Genomic DNA, 25,312 nt, shown 5'->3' on the forward strand with positions numbered 1-25,312 from the left:
ATGATCAGTATCAGACAGCAGCATAGAGAAATACCCTGGCTGACTTTTCGTCAGCCAGGGTAAACCTAGAACTTATTGTTATTCATTGTCCACTTGACGGGTAGCACACCAGTCCTCCGGGGAATCGGGTATCATCATGCGTCTACGGTCTCGCCGCAGGCCTCCGCGTAAGCCTTCAGTGCCTCACGCTGCTTTTTATTCAGTTTCGTCGGAATATTGACGACGATCGTCACATACTGATCGCCTCGAAGATTCGGGTTGCTCAGGCTCGGTACACCCTTGCCACGCAGTCTCGTCTTCGTATCCGACTGGGTGCCCGGCTTGATCTTCAGCTCCACCGGACCATCCACGGTCTTGATCACCTTCGTACCGCCGAGTGTCGCGGTCGCGAAGCTGATCTCCTCGGTCGAGTAGATATTCGTACCCTGTCGCTTGAAGAACGGATGCTGGGAAACCGCGACATCGACGAGAAGATCACCTCTCGGACCGCCATTGGTTCCCGGATCACCGCCACCGGAACGGCGCAAGGTCTGTCCATCATCGATACCGGCCGGGATCGTCAGCTCGATGTTCTTCTCCGTCGCGATGTAGCCCTCGCCACGGCAGTCCGGACACTTCTCCTTGATGATCTTACCCGAGCCATGGCAGTCCGGACAGGTCACCACCTGCTGCACCGTACCGAACATGCTCTGCTGTGTCATCACCACCTGTCCACGGCCGCCGCACTTCGAACAGGTCTCCGGCTGTGTGCCCGGCTTCGCGCCCGTACCATTACACTTCGGGCAGGTATCCTTATACCGGATCTTGATGTTCTTCTTACAGCCCTTGATGGCCTCGTCGAAGCTGACACGAACACTCGTACGGATCGACTGACCACGGGTCGGCTGGTTTCCTCGACTGGCACCGCCATAGGAGGAAAATCCCCCACGACCGCCGAAGCCGAACAGGTCTCCGAAAATATCGGAGAAGTCCATGCCACCGAAGTCGAAGCCACCATAGCCTGTACTCTGACCAGCTGCCGAGTTCGGATCGAAGGCTGCATGGCCATAGGTGTCATACGCCTTTCTCTTCTCCGGATCCGAAAGAACTGCATAGGCCTCGTTGCATTCCTTAAATCTGGCTTCCGCCTCCTTATCACCTGGATTCGCATCCGGATGGTACTTCTTGGCAAGCTTACGGAATGCCTTCTTTATCGTTGCGTCATCTGCGTTTTTATCCACGCCGAGGACTTCATAGTAATCACGCTTTTCTGCCATGTGTTTCTATCTCCTGCTGATTTTCTTTCTCACAAGACGAACGTATGCCTCCGGCGCATGCGCCGGAGGCTTTCCGTATGTCTTTCAGGAATTAAACTTCCTTGAAATCGCCATCCACTACGTTGTCATCCGGGTTGCTGTTTGCTGCACCCTGATCTGCTGCGCCCTGAGGGCCAGCCTGACCTGCTGCACCGGCAGCCTGTGACTGCTCATACACCTTTGAGAACAGGGACTGCGAAGACTTCATCAGGGTCTCCTGTGCAGCCTTGATCTTCTCTGCGCCGTCCTTCGTGATGGACTCGAGCGGATTTGCTGCGAGGACATCCTCGAGTGCCTTCAGATCCGCCTCAACCTGAGACTTATCGGAAGCAGAAACCTTATCACCAACCTCTTCCAGTGCCTTCTTGGTCTGGAAGACGATGGAATCTGCACCATTTCTGGTCTCGATGGCTTCCTTCTTCTCCTTGTCGGCTGCCTCATACTGAGCAGCTTCCTTTACGGCCTTATCGATATCATCCTGGCTCATATTCGAACCGGAGGTGATGGTGATGTGCTGCTCCTTACCGGTACCCTGATCCTTCGCGGATACATTTACGATACCGTTCGCATCGATATCGAAGCATACCTCGATCTTCGGAACGCCACGACGTGCCGGGAGAATACCATCCAGACGGAACTGGCCGAGGGTCTTGTTATCTCTTGCGAACTCACGCTCACCCTGTACGACATGAATGTCTACAGCGGTCTGGTTATCCTCTGCGGTAGAGAATACCTGAGAAGCATGGGTAGGAATGGTTGTATTTCTCTTGATGAGCGGTGTTGCCACACCACCGAGGGTCTCGATGGAAAGTGTCAGCGGTGTTACATCGAGAAGAAGAACATCACCGGCACCGGCATCACCGGCGAGCTTACCACCCTGGATCGCCGCACCGATAGCTACGCACTCATCCGGGTTCAGGGTCTTGCTCGGCTCCTTACCGGTCAGCTGCTTTACCTTCTCCTGTGCAACCGGCATACGCGTCGAACCACCGACGAGAAGAACCTTTGAAAGCTCTGCGGCCGTCATACCTGCATCACGAAGTGCATTCTGTACCGGAACAGCGGTTCTCTCAGTGAGGTCTGCGGTCAGCTCCTCAAACTTCGCTCTCGTAAGCGTCATATCGAGGTGCTTCGGGCCCTCTGCGGTTGCCGTGATGAACGGAAGGTTGATCTCCGTGGTGGTCGAAGCAGAAAGCTCCTTCTTTGCCTTCTCAGCGGCTTCCTTCAGTCTCTGAACGGCCATCTTATCCTGGCTGAGGTCGACGCCCTCTGCCTTCTTGAACTCCTCGATCATCCAGTTCTGGATACGTGCATCGTAGTCATCACCACCGAGGCGGGTATCACCGTTGGTTGAAAGAACCTCGATGACACCGTCACCGATATCGATGATCGATACATCGAAGGTACCACCACCGAGGTCATATACCATAACCTTCTGCTCGTCGCCCTCATCGAGGCCGTATGCAAGTGCAGCTGCGGTCGGCTCGTTGATGATACGCTTTACATCGAGGCCGGCGATCTTACCGGCATCCTTGGTTGCCTGACGCTGTGCATCATTGAAGTATGCCGGAACCGTGATGACTGCCTCGCTTACCTTCTCACCGAGGTATGCCTCTGCATCTGCCTTCAGCTTCTGGAGGATCATCGCAGAAATCTCCTGCGGGGTATAGTCCTTACCGTCGATGCTTACCTTATAGTCTGAACCCATATGTCTCTTGATGGAAGAGATGGTACGATCTGCGTTGGTGACGGCCTGACGCTTTGCAGGCTCACCGACGAGTCGCTCACCATTCTTTGTAAAAGCAACGACAGACGGGGTTGTTCTCATACCCTCTGCGTTTGCGATGACGGTCGGCTTACCACCTTCCATAACAGCTACACAGCTGTTTGTCGTACCTAAGTCAATACCAATAATCTTTCCCATAACAATATCTCCTTTATCTAAAACGAAATTATAAAAACTTGTAATCTATCTACTTGCCATCACCGGATTGCTTCCGCGCTCTGGTGAAGGTGCTTCAAACGCCGGTTTCCCGGCGGAATGAACATACTTTATTTTTTAACCTTGACCATCGAGTGACGAACCACCTGGCCCTTGTAGGTATAGCCCTTCATCAGGTCCTGGGTGATCGTATCCTCTTCGGCATCACTCTCAGTATCCGTCATCACGGCGTTGTGCAGGTTCGGATCGAACTTCTCGCCCTCCGCCGGAATGGCCTTTACATCGAGGTCCTCAAACATCTTCTCAAGCTGCTTATAGATGCCGCGTACGCCCTTCGTAAAGGCGTCGTCCTCATCCTCCGGATCGACGGTACCGAGCGCACGCTCGAAATTATCGACCACCGGAAGCAGCTTCTCGATGACCTCTCGTGCACCGAAATCGAAGTTCTGTGACTTCTCCTTCTCGGTCCGCTTACGGTAATTATCAAACTCGGCATAGAGGCGGATGTACTTATCCTTCTGCTCTGCCAGCGCGTCCTCATACTTCTTTTTCAGCTTTTCAGTTTCTGCATCCGAAGCTTCCGGTGTCGCACTCTGCTCAGCGCTCTCTGCCTCTCCGGCATCCTTTGCATTGCTTTCCTTCGTTTCTGTATCCTTCACAGCATCTGCTGCCGGAGCTTCCTGCTCCGCCGTCTTTCCTGCATTGGTCTCCTCGGTGCCCTGCTCCTCAGAAGACTTCTTTAACTCTTCGTCTATCAAGATAACCTCCTATCACATCCTGTCCGGATGTTCCGTTCATTCTCTGTACATCTCTATGACCGAAATGCCTGATCCATCTCTCCCTGAATCTTCGAGAGAACCTCCAGCACTTTTTCGTAATCCATGCGTTTCGGTCCGATGACACCGATCGTTCCTCGAAGCCCGTTACCGAGCTCGTAATTTGCGGTGACCACGGAGCAGTCCGCCATGTTTTCCATCGGCGATTCACTGCCGATGTATACCTGAATCTGATTTTTCTTTTCCGGCTCGTTTCCCTGCACTTCATGGACCAACTCGGCGAGCTCATCCTTCGATTCGAAGGCATTGATAAGGCGGGAAGCATTGTCCGACTCCGTGAGCTCCGGATACTTGAAAATATTCGTAGCACCGGACGTATAGATGCGTGCATCCCCGGATCGGATATCCAGTATGTTGATGATTGCCTGAAGGATCGCACCCACTGCATCCTTATGCTGTGTCCGGGCGAGGATCTGTCCGATCCGCCCCTCGGTGATTTCTTCACCACTCAGGCCATCCAGTGTGTCGTTCAGGAGCATGTTGATACTCAGCATACGGTTAAAGTCCAGCTCATCCTGTCCGCTCAGCATCACCGTTGCGGTTCGAACGATGTTGCCCTGCATCATGATGACGAGAAGCACTCTTCTCGCATCCACGATCGACGTCTGGATGAACTTGATCTTATTCGTATGAATCGACGGCTCGGTGACCACCGCAGCGTAGTTAGTATCCTGTGCCAGATTCTTTACGAGCTGCTTCAGGGTCGTCTCCAGCTTATCGACCTTCTCGAACATCTCCGTTTTCACATCATCGATTTCATGCTGATGATGCTCCATCAGCTGATCGACATAGAAGCGGTATCCCTTATCACTCGGGATACGACCGGCGGAGGTATGCGGCTGCATGATGTAGCCCATTTCCTCGAGGTCGCTCATCTCGTTACGGATCGTAGCAGAACTAAGGCTGAGTCCGGAATACTTGCTGATCGTACGCGAGCCGACCGGTTCACCGGTCTCCAGATAGTTTTTAATAATCGTTGTAAGGATGACCACCTTACGCTGATCCAGCTCCATCTCTGCCACCTCCTCTTCGTCTGTTAGCACTCGAAATATCGGAGTGCTAACATCTATTTGCTATATTACTCGATTTTGGAATGATGTCAAGGATTAGCCTCGATGAATTTGTGAAAAAATCGTGAAGAAAGGGAGCCGACCGCTATGGCCAGCTCCCCTTCTTCACGATATTCTGTTTTTTAAATTCCGTCGAATCGAGGGCGCTTACGGAAGGACGTATACGTCGGCATACGCAAGTATGTTTCGCGCCTCCGCATGGGTGTTATAAAACACATCGATGTGTGCCCCACGCACTCCACCGCCACAGTCCTCTGCGACGTACTCATGGCCGTTGATCAGAAGATGCGTGCCATACGGAATCACGCGTGGGTCGACTGCAACCGTCCTGCCGGCGGTCGCACGTGCGCCGGTCGCGGTACGTGTACCATAGCCCTCGGAGCATCTGGCGCACGGGCAGTAGCCTGTCAGCTTGAAGCGCCCCAGCGGCGTCGCCTGCCGGCCATCGATCGACACCGTCTGTCCCGACAACGGTGTCGCCTGCTGCTTCTGCTTCGCTTCTTCTACTGCCTGTGCAGCATACGTTTCCTGTACGGTGGTGAAGTGTGGGTTGGTGCTGGTATTGAAGAAAAGTACATTGCCCAGGCTCTGAGATGCATAAACGCCGGAGCTTGCGCTCTCATCTGCATACGTACGCATGGACATCGCCATCGTAAGAATCATCAGTACGATGAGCATCGTCATCTTCCCGATCATACCTCTCTGCTTTTGTAGATTTAAACTCAAAATAACCTCCTGTGTGTGCGCCGGTGTCTCTAACTTCTCTTTCCGTTTTTTCTCACATGAACCGGCATGAACGAAGAGCTCCGGATCGGAGCGAGCTCAACGCACGAAAGTATACGGACAAATCCAAAAAATTGTCAAGCCCCTCATCTATCAGTCATACGCTTATACGCGTATGACTGCGCATTATTTCATCGGAGAGTCGAGTGTGTGATTATAAAAAGTTTATAAGATCGTAAGAATTAAAAAAGTGAAAAATCACGCATTTGCGTGTGATTTTTCACTTTTTTCAAGTCTTTATTTTACTGTTTTTTCGCTTCCCGCGTCCTCTTCAAGACCGAAATAAACGGATGAAAACACCCCCTGTTTCGTCTTGCTCCGGCAGCTGTATCGGGACGAATCTCAGCGCCTGTTTCGTGCATCCGCGAGGAGATCGATGTCCCGCTTCAGCTCTTCGGAACGGCCACAAAAACCTCTGCGAAACGGTGTCCGAGGGCGGTCACACCGAAGGCTTCTTCGTAGCTGTTGTAGTAGATATCAATCAGATTTCCCTTCACGGCACTGCCGATATCCTCAACCGTATACACCGTATGATGAATGAAAACCTTCGTCCCCATCGGCAGGATGGTCGTATCCGCCGCGATCGTATGGTCTGCCTTCGGCCAGGTGCCGGAATTGGTTTTTCCATTTCCGTAGTAGCCGGTGATCTGGAAGATGCCGAGGGAGCTGCCCTTCGTATACTTCGTGGACTCCTCGGTCACGACGGCCCCGATCGGTGTTTCGCCTGTACGCGTACCGACGCTCGCCGCTGCTTCCTCCTGTGCGATCTGTGCCGCCAGGTCCGCTGCCTCCGCCTGCTCTGCCGCCAGTTTCTCCTGCAGTGCTGTGGACGGATCCGTCGCGCTGCCCGCTGCTGCCGTCGTCGCGATCGCGCTTCCTGAAGAAGCATTCGCAACCGGCGCCGGGCTCTCTGCAGATGACGCTGTCCCTGTCGTCACGGTCGTGCTCTCCGCAGCCGGCGTGGTGGTACTTTTTCCCTTGCGTCCGCTTCGCGCGGTCACCAGAACCGGCCTTTCTGCACCATCTGTCGTCGTTGTATCCTGCGGGTTCATCGTGCCTGTGTAATAAGTCGACTGACTCAGCTCACTGATGGAAACGCCATCCACCCATGCCGGACCGACCTGCGCTTCCGCCCATGCAGGCATCGCAAAGCAGGTGGCGAGGCAGAGGGTCAGAAGCGTCCTCCACACATGATTCTTTTTCATCCTTTTCCTCCTGAAAATAAGGGAGTCGGGTGCACTTTTCAGGTAGAAACTGTGTTTTTTCCACAGAAATCCCCCACTTTGTGCACGATTACTATAAGAACCATAATACAGATCTGAAAAACCGTCAACTTACGTTTTTCTGTCGGTCTTACGTGGTGAGCAACAGCTCGACGGCCATCTGGTCCGTCAGATTCCCACTCTTGATGGCTTCATCATATTCATAGAAGCGTCGGATATAGTCCTCGATACCATGGCGTGAGTACTGCCGCGCCTGATCCGTGAGCTTCCGGTAGATCCACGGACTCACACCGACATACGCCGCCGCTTCCTGGGCGCTCATATCCCTGTCCATCGCCTCACGTGCGAGCAGCAGCTGATTGAAGTTCCGGCGCATGAGATGCAAAAGACGCATCGGTGCCTCCTGCAACGTCAGCAGATCCCGGTAGTACTGAAGCGCCTTCTTCGTATGCCCGAGTCCCATCTCAGACACCATATCAAACACACGATCCTCGACATTCTGCGAGCAGATCGCCTCGACATCACTGTCCTCGATGACGTCCCGCACACCAGTATAGGCGATCAGCTTCTCCATCTCTGAAGCGATGTTATCCATGCTGGTGCCGGTCTTATCGAGGAAAAGCTCCATCGTCGAATTCCGGATCTTCTTCCCCGCCATCGTAAGATACCGCGCCGCCCAGCGACCGAGCTGTGCGCGGTCCTGCTCCCCGAGCTCACAGGCGAAGCCGTTCTTCTGCACGAGCTTATAGAGCTTACTGCGCTTATCGATCTCACCCTCGATGAACATGAGATGTGCCGTATCCGGATAGTGCGCGCTATCCTCGAGATAGTGCAGCAGCTTCTCCGGTGCCGGCTTCTTGAACCATTCACTGCCGCTGATGATCACGAGCCGCCCCGTGTTCTCTCCGAAGGTAAACGGAATCGTATTCAGAAGATCGATCAGCTCCTGCACATCCGGTGCACCATCATAAAACGTATAGGCCATCCCCTCCTCGCCGCCGAAGGCCGCACGGAACTGCTTCTTATAAGAAAGCTTCAGGTACTCCTCCGAACCGTAGAGCAGGTAGCAGGGCCGAAAGCGAAGCGCCTTCAGATCCTCATTCAGTGCCAGATATTCCGTTTTCGACTCTTTCTTCCCGTACGCCATCGTTCCTTTTCTCTCCCTGTATGGAGGCCAATGCCTCCGACGTCACATCATCCTGTCCCGTTTCATTTTCCGAAAACAAAACAAGGCCAATGCCTCGCGTGCCACCATTATAGCACGACAGAAGCATTGGCCCAGTCTCAATTTATGGAATGCTGAATCAGTGGTTCCGAATGCGCTTCTGAACCTCATCATAGTCCGCGGTCACCTCCGCATTCGGTGCCGGCGTCGCGAGGCTCACGAGGATGTTCACGAGAATCGCCACAAGGAAGGCCGGAAGCAGCTCATAGATGTTCCAGAGACCACCCAGCGGACGGATGCTGTACTTCCAGAAGAAGACCATGAACCCACCCGCGATCATACCGGCGGTCGCACCATACTTGTTAGAGCGTCTCCAGAAAAGTGCGAGGAGAACGACCGGTCCGAAGGAAGCACCGAAGCCCGCCCATGCGAAGGATACGATCTGGAAAACCGAGCTGTCCGGATTCCATGCGATACCGATGGAAAGGCCGGCGATCATCAGGAGGCAGACACGCGCCACGTACAGAAGCTGCTTCTCATCGAGATGAATGTGCAGTACATCAGTCAGAATATCGTTTGCGATGGAGCTCGACGCTGCAAGCAGCTGTGAATCCGCGGTCGACATGGTCGATGCCAGAATACCGGACAGGACGACACCAGCGATCAGTGCCGGCAGGACGCCATGGGTTGCAAGCAGCTTCGCGATCTCGACGATGATGGTCTCCGACTGGTTGCCGCCGAGGCTCGGGATCGCGCCAGCCGCCGTCATACCGAGGCCGACGATACCGATGAAGATCGCCACGCTCATCGAGATCACCACCCATACGGACGCGATCCGTCTCGAGAGCTTCAGCTTCTTATCATCACCGATCGCCATGAAGCGAAGCAGGATATGCGGCATACCGAAGTAGCCGAGGCCCCATGCCAGCGTCGAAACGATGGTGATGAGACTGTATGGGCTGGAGGTCCCGCTCGTCGGATCATACACCAGCAGCATATCGAGGTAGCCACTGAGTCCAGATGCGTTCTGGAGAACGGCCGCGAAACCACCCGCTCTGTGCACACCGAAGACGAGGACGATCAGAAGTGCGAGCGACATGACGATGCTCTGGATGAAGTCCGTGGTTGACGCTGCGAGGAATCCGCCGAGGGAAGTGTAGCCGACGATGACGAAGGCACTCGCGATCATCGCCACATGATAGTCTGCACCGAAGAGACTGCCGAAGAGCTTACCGCAGGCAGCAAAGCCGGACGCCGTATACGGGATAAAGAAAATAACGATCACCACCGCCGCAATCAGGGTCAGGATCTTCTTCCGGTCATTATAACGGTTTGAGAAGAACTCCGGAATCGTGATGGAGTCATTGACCTCGGTATAGATACGGATACGCTTCGCAACGACGAGCCAGTTGATATAGGTACCGAGTGCGAGACCGATGGCGGTCCAGCCCGGATCCGAGATGCCGCTGAGATACGCGAGGCCCGGAAGGCCCATGAGCAGCCAGGAGGACATATCCGACGCCTCTGCCGACATCGCCGTCACAAAGGGGCCCAGGGAACGACCGCCCAGGAAAAAGTCCCCCGCCGTCGCATTCTTATCGGATACCTTGAATCCGATGAAGAGCATGCCGACCAGGTACAGGACCATGGCTACCATCATTCCGATCTGTGCTACTGTCATCTTTCTTACCTCTCTTTAATACAGGAAGTCCGCCGTTCTTTTTCGAGGCAACGCATGAAAGCGTGCAAAAAGGCCGCGTTCTCCCAACAAAAAATATGTGTATGATCATACCCCTTCAAAGGAAAGATTGCAAGGAGAATAGGACATGCGCGCGCATGTCTTTTTTGTATGGCTGTTATGCGCATGAACGTGAATTGCAGAAATCCGGCGCTTATGTTACATTATTCTTTAGATTTTTCAGGAGAAAACCATGCTGGACAACAAGATTATCGATTCAAACGACCATCAGCAGCTCGAGCTGTACATCCACATCCCATTCTGCGCACGAAAGTGCAATTACTGTGATTTCCTCTCTTTTCCGATGAAAGAAACGGAGCACGGACCCTACATCGATCAGCTCTGTGCAGAGATTCGGGAAAGTGCCGCGCTGGCGACGAGCTACGAGATCTCGACCATCTTCATCGGCGGCGGTACCCCGTCACTGCTGGATCCAAAGTACATCTCACGCATCATGTATTACATCCGCCGCTTCTATACCGTCCGTCCGAGCGCCGAAATCACCATCGAGTGTAACCCGGCCTCGACCATCGCGTATAAATTTGCGGCCTACCGCGACGCCGGCATCAACCGTCTGTCCATCGGTCTCCAGTCCGCCGACAACGACGAGCTCCGCACCCTCGGCCGTCTCCACCTCTTCGAGGACTTCCTGAAGTGCTACCAGAGTGCGCGGATGGAGGGCTTCCGAAACATCAACATCGACCTCATCGACGAGATCCCGGGGCAGACCGAGAAGTCCTGGCGCGAGACGCTCCGCCATGTGCTCATGCTGAAGCCGGAGCATGTCTCGATCTATAACCTCATCGTCGAGGAGGGGACGCCGTTTCGGGCAATGCAGGAGGCCGGTACGCTGGCACTTCCTTCAGAGGATACGCAGGCCGCCATCGACGCGCTGACCCGCGAGATGACGGAGCGCTACGGCTACCAGCGCTACGAGGTCTCGAACTATGCAAAGCCGGGCTACGAATGCCGACATAACTACGGTTACTGGTCCGGTATCCCTTACCTCGGCTTCGGTCTCGGTGCTGCCTCCTGCTTCCAGGGCGAACGCTGGAGCAATCTCCGAAGCTTTCCGCAGTACCTCGCACTCGACATGGCTTCAGAACTTCAGCAGGGCTGCCCGACACTGCACGCGGAGCATGCAACACAGCGCGTGCAGGATCAGATGGAGGAGTTTATGTTTCTCGGGCTTCGCCGCACCGCTGGTATCTCCGAGGTCGAGTTCAAGACCCGCTTCCAGGTCGATATTCATTCCGTCTTCGGCGAGCAGCTGCAACGCTACACCGACGAAGGCCTTCTGATCCACGAAGGCTACCGCTACCGTTTTTCCGAGCGCGGTATGGACGTCTCGAATTTCATCCTCAGCGATTTCCTGCTGGACTAAAAAACCGGAGGGCGGTCTCCGAAGACCTGGTCGCCTGCGGCGGAAAAAACTAGAATCGGACCTTTAAGAGGCAGTAAGCCCTCTGCAATCGACGGAGTTCCCTTGATGGGAACTCCGCGTTGCAGAGGGTGCTTAGGAAAAATGTCTAACTGCCTCTAAAAGGTCCGATTCTGTTTTTTTCACGTCCTCAGCTTAAAGGTTTCCGGAGACAGTCCTCCGGTTTCCTTTTTACTGACTTCCAGTTAATTATTTCAGTGGTGTCCGCGATCAGCATATGTGACGGATCCAGCCCTCCGGAGCTTCGATCTTGCCGCTCTGGATACCGGTGATGGTTGCGTAGAGCTCGCCGATGACTTCGCCGGCCTTCTCCATACCGGATGGAAGGTCGATGACCTCCTCGTGGTTTACGATCTTACCAACCGGAGAAATAACCGCTGCAGTACCGCAGAGACCGCACTCCTTGAAGCCCTTGATCTCCTCGAACTTCACTGGGCGCTCATCGACCGTCAGGTGGAGATAATGCTCTGCGATGTAAACGATCGAACGTCTGGTGATGGACGGAAGGATCGACGGTGACTTCGGAACAACCAGCTTGCCATCTGCATCGACGAAGATTGCATTGGATCCACCGGTCTCCTCAACATAGGTTCTGGTCGCTGCATCGAGGTAGAGGTTCTCCGCGAAGCCTGCCTTATGTGCAAGCACAGACGAGTGTAAGCTCATCGCATAGTTGAGGCCAGCCTTTACAGCACCGGTTCCATGAGGTGCTGCACGGTCGAAATCCGAAACCTGGATAGCGATCGGCGTTGCGCCACCCTTGTAGTATGGTCCTACCGGAGTTGCAAATACTCTGAACTGATACTCATCCGCCGGCTTTACACCGATGACAACACCGGTTGCGAACTCATATGGACGAAGGTAAAGGGATGCACCGGAGCCATATGGCGGTACCCAGTCGAGGTTTCCCTTTACGACCTGATCGATGGCATCGAGGAAACGATCCTTCGGGAACGGCGGCATCTCGATACGCTGTGCCGACGTATACATTCTGTCCGCATTAAGGTCTGGACGGAAGCATACGACCGATCCATCCTCCCAGGTATATGCCTTCATACCCTCGAATACCTGCTGGCAGTACTGAAGCATGCCGGCTGACTCATTTAAGGTCACATTCGGATCCGAGATCAGGGCACCCTCATCCCAGTTTCCATCCTTCCAGTTTGATACATATCTCTTATCGGTTACACGATAGCTGAAACCGATATTTCCCCAGTCAAGGTCTTTCTTCGCCATTGTCTGTATCTCCTTTCGCTATGACATCTCGTCATGATTAGAGTTAGTATAGTCCTCGAAAAAAATGAATGCAAATCAAAAAGCACACAAAATACTCATGTCTGTTATAACACAGGCTGCGGCCCCGGAGGGCCGACAGCAGAAACCATACAAAGAGGTCGTGAAGAGTCAAAACCCATCCATTAGAAGTACTTAGAGCATTTTTCCTTAGCCCCCTCTGCAACGCTGAGTTTTCATAAAGAAAACTCAGTGATTGCAGAGGGCTTAGTACTTCTTATGGATGGGATTTTAGAGCCTTCCGAGCTCGGCGTACTGTGTTTCTGCTGCTGGCCCTCCGGGGCCACGGCCTGCGCCGTCACATTTTATTCTGAATCGAGCTTCAGTACCGACATAAACGCACTCTGCGGGATCTCGACATTACCGAACTGACGCATCCGGCGCTTACCTTCCTTCTGCTTCTCGAGCAGCTTCTTCTTACGGGAGATATCACCGCCATAGCACTTCGCGAGGACATCCTTTCGCATCGCGCGGATGTTCTCACGAGCGACGATCTGTCCACCGATCGACGCCTGCAGCGGAATTTCAAAAAGCTGACGCGGAATCTCATTCTTCAGCTTCTCGCACATCTTCTTTCCACGCTCATACGCCGAGTCCTTATGAACGATGAAGCTCAGTGCATCGATGACCTGCCGGTTGACCATGATATCAAGCTTCACCATCTTCGAGGTCTGGTAGCCCTTGAGCTCATAATCATAGGATGCATAGCCCTTTGAACGGGACTTGATCGCATCGAAGAAATCATAGATGATCTCATTGAGCGGCATCTCATACTTGAGAATCGCACGGTTCGCCTCGATGTACTCGGTACTCTTATACACGCCACGACGATCCTGGCAGAGCTGCATGATGGCACCCATGAATTCCGGGGTCACCATGATCTCCACATCGACCACTGGCTCTTCGATATGATCGATCTCAGACGGATCCGGAAGGTTCGCCGGGTTCGAAAGCTCCATCATCGTGCCGTCGGTCTTATACACATGGTAGACAACCGAAGGTGCCGTCGTCACCAGGTCGAGATCATACTCTCTCTCCAGACGCTCCTGTACGACATCGAGGTGCAGAAGGCCCAGGAAGCCGCAGCGGAAACCGAAGCCGAGCGCCTGCGAGGTCTCCGGCTCATACTGAAGTGCCGCATCGTTCAGCTGCAGCTTTTCCAGGGCATCCCGGAGATCCGGATACTTCATCGTATCAGCCGGATAGATACCACAGTATACCATCGACTGCACCTGCTTATAGCCCGGCAGCGGTTCTGCCGCCGGATTCCGATCATCGGTCACCGTATCACCGACACGGGTATCACGGATATCCTTGATCGACGCTGTGATGTAACCGACCATACCGGCACTCAGCTCCGGACACGGGATGAAGCGGCCCGGTCCGAAATACCCGACCTCGGTTACATCGAAGGCGGCACCACTCGCCATCAGACGGATGCGGGTACCTACCTTCACCGTGCCCTCCTTGATTCGACAGAAAATGATAACACCACGGTAGTTATCATAGAGGGAGTCGAAGATCAGCGCCTGCAGCGGCTTTTCCTTCGAGCCGGTCGGTGCCGGCAGCTTCTTCACGATGGCCTCCAGGACCTCCTCCACATTTTCACCGGTCTTCGCCGAGATACGCGGCGCATCATGTGCCTCGATGCCGATGATATCCTCGATTTCCTCCGCCACACGATCCGGATCGGCCGACGGAAGATCGATCTTATTGATCACCGGAAGGATCTCGAGATCATGATCCAGCGCCAGATAGGTGTTTGCCAGCGTCTGCGCCTGGATGCCCTGCGTCGCATCGACGATCAGAATCGCACCATCACAGGCTGCCAGTGAACGGGATACCTCATAGTTGAAGTCGACGTGGCCCGGGGTATCGATGAGATTAAAGATATACTCCTCACCATCCTGTGCCTTATAGACGATACGCGTCGTCTGTGACTTGATCGTGATGCCACGCTCACGCTCGATATCCATATTGTCGAGCACCTGTGACTGCATCTCACGCGCCGTCAGCGTACCCGTCTTCTCGATGATCCGGTCGGCCAGCGTCGATTTACCATGATCGATATGCGCGATGATGCAAAAGTTTCTGATTTTACTCTGATCGATGTTTGTGATGTCTGCCATGTTCCTACCTATATAAATATAATTTCCGGGACAGTTCCCGGATTCTTGTATTTTCCGTGGAAATATACTAACATACTCCTGCATCTTTTGCCAACAGAATGTCACAGTTCAGCTAAGGGGCCTCGGCTTAGATTGAACCGGTCTCGGAGTACTGTGCCTCCATTGCCGCCCCCTCCGGGTCTCCTGCCGATCTGAACTGTTACACGTAGTCCGCGTGAGAGACTGAAAAAACGTGCTTTTCAGCTTGACACCGGCGGGGGTTTTATATATGATAGTTTAGCGTGTTTTCAAACTGTCCGTGTCCGGTATTTGAAAGCGCCGAGATCCGACGGATCTCCACACGATATTTGAAGGAAAGGAGATTTCACAATGGCAAACATTAAGTCCGCAAAGAAGAGAATTCTTGTAGCTCAGGCTAGAAACGAGCGTAACAAGGCTATTCGTTCTGAGGTTAAGACATACATCAAGAGAGTATACGCAGCAGTTGAGTCTGGCGATAAGGCAGCAGCTCAGGATGCTCTGAAGATGGCTCAGAAGAAGATTTGCATGGCACACAGCAAGGGCATCTATAAGGCTAACAACGCTTCCAGAAAGGTTGCTCACATCTCAAAGGCTGTCGCTTCCATGAACTGATTGCGCTAAGCGCACAGAAATCATGTACAGGATTTCTGATTTTTCAAGTCGTTCTTGAAAATAAATATTTGTAAGTAACGTTACTCACAAAGCCCTGCGGTTAACCCACCGCAGGGTTTCTTAATTTCTGTTTATATCAGAGGTCTCGGAGGGCCTCTGACGAAACTGTTATCCTGATTTCCCCCATCACGCCGGTCTCGAGCATCTTTACGTCGTAGCGTCGCAGTCTCTTCCGCGTTTCTGCATGCGGGTGTCCGTAATCGTTTCCGACGCCGTAGCTGAGAATCGCATAGTCCGGGCGGAGCGCGGCGAGGAGTGCCTCCGAGCTGCTCGTATGGCTGCCGTGATGCCCCACCTTCAGCACATCGATCTTCGGGTAGCCTGCATCGGCCTCCCACAGTGCCGCGAGCATCTGTCGCTCACAGTCCTCGTCCATATCCCCCGTAAACAGCATCTGAAAATCCGGCGCGCGCAGCAGCATCCCGATCGAGTGATTGTTCGCGGCCTCCAGCCTCTCCGTCCCCGCCGGATAGTATCCGCGTATCTCCACCTCGCCGAGGTCAATGCAGTCGCCCTGTCCGAAGTACCGGATCCGCACATCCCGTGCAACCGCTGCATCTCGAAGCGCATCATAACGCGCATCCTGCATGGCCACCCGTGGCAGCAACAGCTCTCCGATGCTCATCTTCGGCTCCTCCTCAAGAAGATACTGTATTCCAGAATAGTGATCCGCATCACAGTGCGTAATCAGCGCGAGATCAATGTGCTCTATTCCCTGTGACTCGAGATACGGGACGAGTACATTTTCCCCGAGGCGCTGGTCACTCGTCGAACCACCATCCACACTCATCACCAGTCCCTGATTTCGCAGGATGAAGCCATCCCCCTGTCCGACATCCAGTGCCGTGATCTCGAGCCCCTGCGGCTGCTTCGCCGGAAGGCACAGCATCGAAAGAAGCAACGGCAGCACGATGCAGGGGAGTGGCAGTCGACACGCCAGCTTCCCAGGATCCGGCAGTATGTTTATATTTTCGCAGAGCTGCTGTACCCATCGAGACCTTCTGCTCTGCGATACGGAGCTTTCCCGGACCGGAATCTCCGTTTGCACAGGATACCGCCGGACACGCTGCTGCCCGACGTGTTCGGCTGCATGCCGTTCCGCGAGCGCCCATGTCACAACGCTGAGCGCTGTATAGTAAAGAAGGATACTGTGCATCGACGGTCGACCGAGCAGCAGGGAGCTGTACGGAAGTGCTGCGCAGTGCGTACAGAGGAGCGTATACAGGCGAAGTATCCAGTGTCCACCACCGACGGCGATGGTCGCGAGCTTCTCTGACAGTCCGAAGAGCCCGACAGCGAAAACGCCACTGTAGATCACGCAGCCCATCAGTGGCAGTACGATGAGATTCAGGAAGATCCCGTAGAGCGGAAAGCGGAAATAGTGAAACAGAATCACCGGCAGCGTCAGGAGCTGCAGATAAAAGGAGAGCCTCAGGCCCTCGAGGAGCGGATGCTTCGGTGCCGGGAGGACATGACAGAGGCCGATGGCGAGTACCGCAAGAAAGCTCAGCTGGAAGCCTGCACCGAAAAGCATGAACGGCTCCTTCCACAGGAGAAAGAGTGCGGCCGCGGCCATCGCCGTCAGCATATCATAGCTCCGTCCGATGGCAGCAGCGAGAAAGCGCAGAAGCAGCATCAGCACTGCCCGGAGAGCCGAGCCGGAGCAGCCCGTCAGAATCCCGTAGGATATGATCAGAAGAGCTGCGACGCTGCCGGATGCGGCCTTACTTCTGCCGAAGTGCCGCAGCAGCTCATAGACACCGAGGCCCAGAATCGACAGATGCAGGCCGGAAACCGCGAGAATATGGGCGATGCCATTCTCCTGATAGAGGGATCGGATATCCTCATCCATGGCCGATTTATCTCCCGTCAGCAGTGCACGGTAAATGCCGGCGTCCTGTGGCGGCAGCAGCTGATCGAGGATATCCCCCATCCGAAGTCGGAGCTCCTGCAGCCCCCTCGCAAAAGGCTTCGGCTCCCCTCCGATGACCCGGAAGGATGTCCCGTACATCGAACCATGCACAGATATCGTCCGATAGTACAGACGAAAATCAAACACACCCTCATTCCGCGGCGCTTCCACCGGCGAGATCTTCCCATACACTTCGATCCGCTCCCCCGGCAGAGGCCGAGCCGTCTCCAGATGACGATCTGTCGTCGGATCCCTGTCCTGTTTTTCGGACGGTGACTGCGCCCTGCATGTACGATCCTTCTCGCTCCACTTTCCAGACTGCGACGCTGCATCCCCGGTCTCCATGTAGACGAGGATCGTCCCGACCGGCTGATCATAGCGCGCCCGCAGCGCCGCGGTGGCCGAAGCCGGCAGGGTATCCCGCGCACCGTACGCACTCGACAGCAGCGCGTTTCGCACGCGCAGCTTCGCCTTTCCCGCAGCCTCCGTATATTCCTGCACTTCTCCGCACAGACGCACCTTCATCCCGCTGAAGATACGGATCCGTTCCTCCGAACGCTGAAATGCGCGGGCTGCCATCCGATAGCGCAGACCCCCGGCGAGGAACAGCACAAATAAGAGTGCAAGCGCACCCTTCCGAAGCGTTTTCTTTTTTATCCCATGGAAAACGAGGCATGCGGACAGAATCACCGCAGCCCCTCTCAGAACGAAACCACATTCCCCGGCAGATACGCACACTCCAAGTACATACACCACGGCCATCAGAAGAAGCGGTCGTTTCACATTCATAAGAGCATCATAGCAGAAGAGGCCGGACCCATCAAGGTCCGACCTCTTTCATTTTCATACTATTTTATGGATTCAGCTCAGCCGGACGCTCGATGACGGCTGCACCCAGTCCGTCCTGGCCGATGTGACAGGAAATCAGCAGCGACAGCGGTCGAACAGCGATCTCCGGATTCAGTCGATCCGGAAAGGCTTCCTTCAGCTCCTCTGCGAAGTCGGCCGCCTGCTCCGGATTATCCGTATAGGCGATCGCGACATAGCAGTTCTTCATCTCCGGATCGCCGAGGCGACCTTCCAGCTCGCTCTTCAGTCCCTTGATGATCGCATCCTTCACCTGACGGGTCGTCCGCACCTTCGTATAGGAATCGAGCTTTCCGCCGTTTGTAATGCCGAGCACCGGTTTGATATGGAGCAGTGTGCCGATGGCAGCGGCCACCGGTGTGATACGTCCACCCTTCTTCAGGTACTTCAGTGTATCCACACCGACATAGATCTGGTTCCGCTCCGCATCACGGTTCAGGATATCGCAGATCTGCTGTCCATCATAGCCGCGTGCAGCGAGCTCCATCGCAAAGATCGCAGCCTGACGCTGTACGACCGATACACCACGATCGTCCGGCACGAATACACGTCCCTCGTACTTCTCATCCTGCGCCAGCATCATCGCTGTCTGTGTCGAACCGGACAGTCCCGAGCTCAGCGGCACATGCACGATCTGGTCACAGGTCTCGAGGAGCTCGTCCCAGACCTTCATCACATCCTCCATGCTCGGCTGCGATGTCGCGATGTCATGATCATTCTTCAGCTTTTCGAAGAACTCTTCTCTTGTAAGGTTGATGTTTTCGTAATATTCCTGATCATCGATCCGGAAAGGCATCGGGACGACACGGATGCCGATCTCTGCACTCTCCTGTGGTGTGATACCACTACCGGAATCAGTTGAAACGCCAACGTTCATATATATTTACCTCAAACTCTCTGTACAGTGCCGTGAGGCCGAAGCCGGACGGCACGGCAGCTCAGCAGCGCTTACTTTTCAACGATGAGAGACTTGCCGCTCATCTCCTCCGGCTGCGGGATCTCCATCATCTGGAGCAGTGTCGGTGCGATATCGCAGAGTGCGCCACCCTCACGAAGCTTCCAGTTCGGATTCGAATTGATCAGAATGAACGGAACCGGATTCGTGGTATGTGCGGTCCATGGCTCGCCGGTCTCATAGTTGATCATCATATCGGCATTACCATGATCGGCGACGATCATCATCTGACCGCCGACCTCCTTGATGGCATCTACAACCTCTCCGACGGCATGGTCCACCACTTCGATGGCCTTTACAGCCGCTGGAATCACACCGGTATGACCGACCATATCCGGGTTTGCGAAGTTTGCGATGATCATGTCATACTTCCCGGACTTGATCGCCTCCACCAGCTTCTCGCACACCTCAGGGCAGGACATCTGCGGCTTCAGATCGTAGGTCGGAACGTCCTTCGGAGACGGAACGAGGATACGATCCTCACCGGCATTCGGTTCCTCGACGCCACCGTTAAAGAAGAAGGTAACGTGTGCATACTTCTCGGTCTCTGCGATACGAAGCTGCTTTAAACCAAGCGATGCAACATACTCACCGAGGGTCTTCGTGATGCTCTGCTTCGGGAACGCGATCTGCTTGTTCGGGATGGTCGCATCATAATCGGTGAAGCATACAAACGTAGTATCGAGACGCTTTCCTCTCTCGAAGAAGCTGAACTCATCATCACAGAAGCAGTGGGTCATCTCACGTGCACGGTCCGGACGGAAGTTGAAGAAGATGCAGGAATCACCATCCTGAATCATATGTCTCGGAGCGCCCTCCTTCTCGATCACGCACGGAACCACGAACTCATCGTATACCTTCTCATCATAGGAGCTCTGCATCGCCTCGGATACGGACGCAAAGTGGTTCCCGATTCCCTTCGTCATCGCATCGTATGCCTTCTCGACACGATCGTAGTTCTTATCACGATCCATCGCATAGTAACGGCCGGAGATCATCGCGATCTCACCGACACCGAGCTCTGCCATCTTCGCCTCGACCTCCTCGAGGAACGCCTTACCGGAATCTGGTGGTGTATCACGACCATCGAGGAAGGCATAGAGATATACCTTCGTTAAGCCATGACGCTTCGCAAGCTCGAGAAGACCGAAGATATGCTCGAGGTGAGAATGTACACCGCCGTTTGAAACGAGACCCATCAGGTTCAGTGCGGAGCCATTCTTCTTGCAGTTTTCAACCGCTGCCACGAGCTCCGGATTCGTAAAGAAATCGCCATCCTGGATGGACTTCGTGATTCTCGTGAGGTCCTGATAAACGATCCGACCGGCACCCATATTCATGTGGCCTACCTCGGAGTTACCCATCTGACCATCTGGAAGACCTACATACAGTCCGGAAGCCTGACCCTCTACGAACGGATACTCTTTCTCAAGCCGATCCATCACCGGTGTATCCGCTATCGCAATTGCATTTCCCTCTGGATTCGGGTTGATACCATATCCATCAAGAATCATCAGTAAAACTGGTTTCTTCTCTGTCATAAATGCCACCTTCTATTTCTATCCTTCAACATAAACACGGGGTTTCAGTAGCGCTTAAAATGAAGCTTTTAAGCCATAATCGCTTGTAGTTTATACCAAAAGGAGGGCATCGTCAACGACTCTGCCCTCCCTTTGTTAAAAAATATACAACGCCATTTCACATGGTTTTTATTACTATATTAGCCGAAGTATCTCTTGAGAAGACCGGCAAAGGCCTTACCATGTCTTGCCTCGTCACGTGCCATCTCATGAACGGTATCATGGATCGCATCGAGGTTCAGCTCCTTCGCACGCTTCGCAAGGTCTACCTTACCAGCCGTTGCGCCGTTCTCTGCAGCGACACGTACGGTGAGGTTCTCCTTCGTGGATGGGGAAACGACCTCGCCAAGAAGCTCCGCAAACTTCGCTGCGTGCTCAGCCTCTTCAAATGCAGCTGTCTTATAGTACTCACCGATCTCCGGGTAACCCTCACGGTAAGCTGCTCTGGACATCGCAAGATACATACCAACCTCGGTGCACTCACCCTGGAAGTTTGCGCGCAGGTCTTCCTTGATATCCTCGCGAACATCACTTGCAACACCGATCACATGCTCTGCCGCCCAGGTCATCTCCTCTTCCTGCTCAACGAACTTCTCCGCCGGCGCATGGCATACCGGACACTCCTCTGGTGGAACCTCTCCCTTGTAAACATAACCACATACGGAACATACCCAAGTCTTTACCTTCATAATTCATTCTCCTTTTAAATGAGCAGCTTCTGCTGCATAATTTTTCGTTTATCCGTTCTTACTCCATTCGCTGCCGATGAGCGCGGACACCGGTCACTTCCTTCATGTCCCCATCTCTTCGCGCTGAATCATCCGAGAGCATCGCCTGCAGATCCCTCCGCTTCGCCTGCTTCACAGCACCGCTCACAGATCCCATGAAATACCAGATCATGGCCGGTGACGATCCCCGGCACATGCTGTGCTGCCTCTTCATCCAGTGTATCCGCTTCCGGCATCGGCACATCGAAGACGCCGCTACAGCGGTCACATACGAAGTGCACATGCTTTTCTGCATTCGGATCGAAGTGATCCGCACCAGATACGAAGCTCAGCTTCTGAATCGTACCGTTCTTCGCGAGAAGCTTCAGATTACGGTAGACGGTCGCCAGGCTGATGTTCGGATCCCTGTCACGAAGCTCTGCAAAAATCACATCCGCTGTCGGATGATCCTTATGCCCGCTAAGCTGATCAAGGACTTCCTCGCGCTGTCTTGAATAATTCATCGTTGCTCCTAAACAGTGAACTCAAAATCAATAACCATTATTGATTTATCCGTATATTACTCCTTTTACACGCATTCGTCAAGTGAAATTAATAATTATTTTTATTTTTCTGTAGGATAGGGTCCCCGGCTTAGAGTTCACCGGTCTCGGAGTACTGTGCCTTCGTTATCACCCCTCCGGGTCCCACTGCCTGAACCGTTATGTCAGAAAATCCACTGTGGCTTTTTCTGTCGCGTCGCCTTATAATAGGTACGACTTCGGTCAGACAACCGATTCATGCTTATAAAGATGTAAGGAGATATATCATGGGACAGATCAAAGTTACCAAGGCACCGATTGAAGGCCTTTATGTCATCGAGCCGAGCGTTCATGGCGACGCACGTGGCTATTTTATGGAAACCTATAATCAGAAGGATATGCACGAGGCCGGCCTCGACATGGTCTTCGTTCAGGATAATCAGTCCATGTCCACGAAGGGCGTTCTTCGTGGTCTGCACTTCCAGAAGCAGTACCCGCAGGGCAAGCTCGTCCGCGTCATCAAGGGTTCTGTATACGACGTCGCCGTCGACCTCCGTGAAGGCAGCCCGACCTATGGCCAGTACTACGGCGTCGAGCTCACCGAGGAGAACAAGAAGCAGTTCTACATCTCCGAGGGCTTCGCGCACGGTTTCCTGGTACTCTCCGATGTCGCTGAGTTCTGCTATAAGGTCACCGATTTCTGGCATCCGGGCGATGAGTCCGGTCTCGCATGGAACGATCCGGAGATCAACATCCAGTGGCCGCAGCTCCGGGGCACCTACCCTGGTTCCGCAAGTGCCGAAGGCTACACCCTCGAGGATGGCACCCCGCTCAATCTCTCCGATAAGGATCAGAAGTGGCTCGGCCTCAAGGACACCTTCCACTTCAGCAGCGAAAAGTAATCCGATTTTGCTTCTTTTCCATGCAGAGCACCTTCTGCCGTGCACGGATCACTTCCGCTTCGGCAGAAAAGCAACTGTATCTCGCTGCATCCCGCAGTCCTCTATGAAAGTGAGATTATGGCAGAAAACCTGCGACAGATCGACTATATCATCCCAGAAAGCTTCCACGGCCACACCGTGGAGGCTTTTCTTCGTTCCGAGGGCTACTCCCGGACGACACTCTACCACCTCCGGAACACCCGTGCGCTCAGCGCAGCAGAGCACATCACCACCGATCTACCGGCGGCCAATGCAGACGACCAGAGCATCTGTGCCAGCACCGCGACGATCCACACTTTCGTCGATGTTTCGGCGGCCAATGCGAACAGCCGGACCACCTGTGCTTCCCCAGTCAGCATTGGCCACACAGCGGAAACGAAGGTGGACGGTATCGACGGGCTCGTCCTGAACGGGCACCGGAGCCACCTGAAGGAAGTCCTCGCTACCGGCGATCGGCTTCGCTGCAACATCCTCGAGACCGAGGACAGTCCGCATGTCGTCGAGACCGAGATCCCGCTGTCGATCGTCTATGAGGACGAGGATATCCTGGTCGTCGATAAACCGGCCGGGCTTCCGATCCATCCTTCGATGGGGCACTATGAGCACACGCTCGGAAACGCACTCTGCTGGTACACACACCACGTCCTCGGCTACGAGCATTATGTGAACCGTATCGTGAATCGCCTTGACCGCGACACGAGCGGTCTGCTGATCGCCGCGAAGAACATGCACGCAGCAGCCCGCCTCGGCGATATGATTCGCGCGCATGCGATCCAGCGCGAGTACCTCGCCATCGCCTCCGGAGATGTGCGGGACCTCTTCCGATGCGCGGATACAGGGGCTGCTTTACAGGCATCCACTGTGTCCCGCTGCACGCACGCCGACCAGTGTGAAACACGCTCTGTTAAAGAAAGTCCTCAGGATGGCATCCGCACACTAAGCGGCACCCCGCTTCCGAGTGGACTTTATCTGAACCGTTCCGCAGATCCAGTCTATGCGCGCGCCCGTCTGCAGAATCTGGATGGCCGCTTTCCAGACTCCCTTGCGAACATCCCGGCACTGTTCGATCCGACGAATCCTGTCCTCGGCCTACACTTCACCGTCGACGCAGCAATCGGTCGGAAGGAAGATTCCGTCATCGAACGCTGCATCGACTACGTGCAGGGAGACTACGCCGTCACGCACGGCCTGCTGCTTTCTTATAATGAAGAAAAAGACCTGAGTCTCCTGCGCCTGAAGCTCGAAACCGGACGTACCCATCAGATTCGTGTGCATATGAAGTACCTCGGGCACCCGCTCCCGGGCGATTTTCTCTACCATCCGGATGAGCGTTTCATCACCCGTCAGCCACTCCACTCCTGGCGTCTCCGCTTCCGGCACCCGATCAGCGGGAAGCTCCTCGAACTGACCGCACCGCTCCCGGAGGATATGCTACGACTGCTATAGCCCCTGCAGCTCCGCCAGTCGCGTGAACACCTCACCGATTTTATCCTGGATGAGCAGGGTATCGGCACGCATCCGCACGGAAAGTGCATCCCGATTGATGATCACGAGATACTTCCCGCGGAAGTACTGGATATAGGAAGCCGCCGGATATACCGTCAGTGAGGTGCCACCGATGATCAGCATATCCGCCGCAGCGATGGCCTGAATCGCGCCTCGTACCGCAGTCTCCGGGAGGCTCTCCTCGTAGAGGGTGATGTCCGGACGGATCACACCGCCGCAGCTGCAGTGCGGAATCGGCTCCTTCGATTCGAAAATGTAGTCCGAAGGATAGGTCTTCCCGCAGCGCATGCAGTAGTTTCGAAGTGCACTGCCGTGAATTTCATACACCACCTGGCTGCCCGCCTTCTGATGCAGTCCATCGATGTTCTGCGTCACGATGGCGCTCAGCTTTCCTGTCTTTTCGAGCGCCGCGAGATACTTATGAGCCGCATTCGGCTGCACCGCCCGTGTATCCATCTTCTGCCGGTGAAACTCGAAGTACACCTGCGGCTCATTTACGAGACAGCTGTGACTCAGGAGATACTCCGGCGGATACTGATCGAAGCGGACATCATGCTGATTGTAGAGTCCATCCTTACTTCGGAAATCCGGCACACCGCTCTCTGTCGACACCCCCGCGCCACCGAAGAACACGACGCTCCCGGCATCGTCCATCCACGCCTTCAATTTCTCGATCTTTTCTTCGTCGATCATG

General features: G+C 54.3%; 19 protein-coding genes and 2 pseudogenes. 5 read left to right on the top strand and 16 right to left on the bottom strand.

Going from position 1 to position 25,312, the window contains the following annotated elements; translation table 11 throughout:
* Positions 1-134 precede the first annotated feature (134 nt).
* The 8 genes from dnaJ to ACTQ52_RS09680 all read right to left on the bottom strand — a co-directional run bounded on the left by dnaJ (position 135) and on the right by ACTQ52_RS09680 (position 9,995).
* The gene (dnaJ, locus tag ACTQ52_RS09645; protein ID WP_441226784.1) at positions 135-1,256 is read right to left on the bottom strand and encodes a molecular chaperone DnaJ; all 1,122 of its coding nucleotides are present in this window, start codon (positions 1,254-1,256) and stop codon (positions 135-137) included.
* Between the two features lie 91 nt (positions 1,257-1,347).
* Entirely contained in the window at positions 1,348-3,219 is a 1,872-nt protein-coding gene (gene dnaK / locus ACTQ52_RS09650) for a molecular chaperone DnaK (protein ID WP_441226785.1), read from the bottom strand.
* A 128-nt stretch (positions 3,220-3,347) separates the two neighbouring features.
* On the bottom strand, positions 3,348-3,995 hold the full coding sequence (grpE, locus tag ACTQ52_RS09655; protein WP_410042928.1) for a nucleotide exchange factor GrpE: 648 nt from the start codon (positions 3,993-3,995) through the stop codon (positions 3,348-3,350).
* A gap of 53 nt (positions 3,996-4,048) precedes the next feature.
* On the bottom strand, positions 4,049-5,086 hold the full coding sequence (gene hrcA / locus ACTQ52_RS09660; RefSeq protein WP_410042927.1) for a heat-inducible transcriptional repressor HrcA: 1,038 nt from the start codon (positions 5,084-5,086) through the stop codon (positions 4,049-4,051).
* 204 nt (positions 5,087-5,290) lie between these two features.
* The gene (locus ACTQ52_RS09665; protein ID WP_441226788.1) at positions 5,291-5,869 is read right to left on the bottom strand and encodes a 3D domain-containing protein; all 579 of its coding nucleotides are present in this window, start codon (positions 5,867-5,869) and stop codon (positions 5,291-5,293) included.
* Positions 5,870-6,312: 443 nt separating this feature from the next.
* The gene (locus ACTQ52_RS09670; protein WP_441982484.1) at positions 6,313-7,131 is read right to left on the bottom strand and encodes a 3D domain-containing protein; all 819 of its coding nucleotides are present in this window, start codon (positions 7,129-7,131) and stop codon (positions 6,313-6,315) included.
* 148 nt (positions 7,132-7,279) lie between these two features.
* Entirely contained in the window at positions 7,280-8,296 is a 1,017-nt protein-coding gene (gene holA / locus ACTQ52_RS09675; protein WP_410042924.1) for a DNA polymerase III subunit delta, read from the bottom strand.
* Positions 8,297-8,453: 157 nt separating this feature from the next.
* Positions 8,454-9,995: a sodium/proline symporter gene (locus ACTQ52_RS09680; RefSeq protein WP_410042923.1), complete on the bottom strand. Its 1,542-nt coding sequence runs from the start codon at positions 9,993-9,995 to the stop codon at positions 8,454-8,456.
* Between the two features lie 250 nt (positions 9,996-10,245).
* On the opposite strand from ACTQ52_RS09680, the gene hemW reads away from it, so the two are divergent.
* A complete protein-coding gene (hemW, locus tag ACTQ52_RS09685; RefSeq protein ID WP_441982485.1) occupies positions 10,246-11,436 on the top strand; it encodes a radical SAM family heme chaperone HemW in 1,191 nt (396 codons plus the stop codon).
* A 267-nt stretch (positions 11,437-11,703) separates the two neighbouring features.
* Here hemW and ACTQ52_RS09690 read toward each other — a convergent pair whose 3' ends face one another.
* Together ACTQ52_RS09690 and lepA are read right to left on the bottom strand one after the other, a co-directional pair.
* Positions 11,704-12,729: a branched-chain amino acid aminotransferase gene (locus tag ACTQ52_RS09690; RefSeq protein ID WP_441226791.1), complete on the bottom strand. Its 1,026-nt coding sequence runs from the start codon at positions 12,727-12,729 to the stop codon at positions 11,704-11,706.
* Positions 12,730-13,091: 362 nt separating this feature from the next.
* Positions 13,092-14,915 (bottom strand): translation elongation factor 4, encoded by a 1,824-nt coding sequence (gene lepA, locus ACTQ52_RS09695; protein WP_441226792.1) that lies wholly within the window; start codon positions 14,913-14,915, stop codon positions 13,092-13,094.
* Positions 14,916-15,284: 369 nt separating this feature from the next.
* On the opposite strand from lepA, the gene rpsT reads away from it, so the two are divergent.
* Entirely contained in the window at positions 15,285-15,548 is a 264-nt protein-coding gene (gene rpsT / locus ACTQ52_RS09700) for a 30S ribosomal protein S20 (protein WP_410042919.1), read from the top strand.
* 136 nt (positions 15,549-15,684) lie between these two features.
* On the opposite strand, the gene ACTQ52_RS09705 is transcribed toward rpsT, so the two are convergent.
* The 5 genes from ACTQ52_RS09705 to ACTQ52_RS09725 form a co-directional block, all read right to left on the bottom strand.
* Positions 15,685-18,309 (bottom strand): ComEC/Rec2 family competence protein, encoded by a 2,625-nt coding sequence (locus tag ACTQ52_RS09705; protein WP_441982486.1) that lies wholly within the window; start codon positions 18,307-18,309, stop codon positions 15,685-15,687.
* Positions 18,310-18,373: 64 nt separating this feature from the next.
* Positions 18,374-19,264, bottom strand: a complete 891-nt coding sequence (locus ACTQ52_RS09710) for a DegV family protein (RefSeq protein WP_441982487.1) — start codon at positions 19,262-19,264, stop codon at positions 18,374-18,376.
* 71 nt (positions 19,265-19,335) lie between these two features.
* Positions 19,336-20,883, bottom strand: coding sequence for a 2,3-bisphosphoglycerate-independent phosphoglycerate mutase (gene gpmI / locus ACTQ52_RS09715; protein ID WP_441982488.1), 1,548 nt, complete (start codon positions 20,881-20,883; stop codon positions 19,336-19,338).
* Between the two features lie 179 nt (positions 20,884-21,062).
* Entirely contained in the window at positions 21,063-21,611 is a 549-nt protein-coding gene (locus ACTQ52_RS09720; protein ID WP_410042915.1) for an NADH peroxidase, read from the bottom strand.
* Between the two features lie 128 nt (positions 21,612-21,739).
* A complete protein-coding gene (locus ACTQ52_RS09725) occupies positions 21,740-22,153 on the bottom strand; it encodes a Fur family transcriptional regulator (protein ID WP_441982489.1) in 414 nt (137 codons plus the stop codon).
* A 305-nt stretch (positions 22,154-22,458) separates the two neighbouring features.
* On the opposite strand from ACTQ52_RS09725, the gene rfbC reads away from it, so the two are divergent.
* From rfbC to ACTQ52_RS09740, 3 genes and pseudogenes are all read left to right on the top strand, one after another.
* Complete coding sequence (rfbC, locus tag ACTQ52_RS09730) at positions 22,459-23,073, top strand: dTDP-4-dehydrorhamnose 3,5-epimerase (RefSeq protein WP_410042913.1); 615 nt, start codon at positions 22,459-22,461, stop codon at positions 23,071-23,073.
* A gap of 117 nt (positions 23,074-23,190) precedes the next feature.
* Positions 23,191-23,916 (top strand): annotated as a pseudogene (locus ACTQ52_RS09735) (pseudouridine synthase); the annotation flags it as partial.
* A gap of 294 nt (positions 23,917-24,210) precedes the next feature.
* Positions 24,211-24,558: pseudogene (locus ACTQ52_RS09740) on the top strand (pseudouridine synthase); the annotation flags it as partial.
* Here ACTQ52_RS09740 and ACTQ52_RS09745 read toward each other — a convergent pair.
* Positions 24,553-25,311 carry an NAD-dependent protein deacylase gene (locus tag ACTQ52_RS09745; RefSeq protein ID WP_410042912.1) on the bottom strand — a complete coding sequence of 253 codons (759 nt, stop codon included), beginning with the start codon at positions 25,309-25,311 and terminating at the stop codon, positions 24,553-24,555. The pseudogene ACTQ52_RS09740 and the gene ACTQ52_RS09745 sit on opposite strands and share 6 nt — an antisense overlap.
* Position 25,312 lies beyond the last annotated feature (1 nt).

The organism is Oribacterium sp. Sow4_G1_1, from assembly GCF_052116105.1.
Taxonomy (GTDB): domain Bacteria; phylum Bacillota; class Clostridia; order Lachnospirales; family Lachnospiraceae; genus Oribacterium.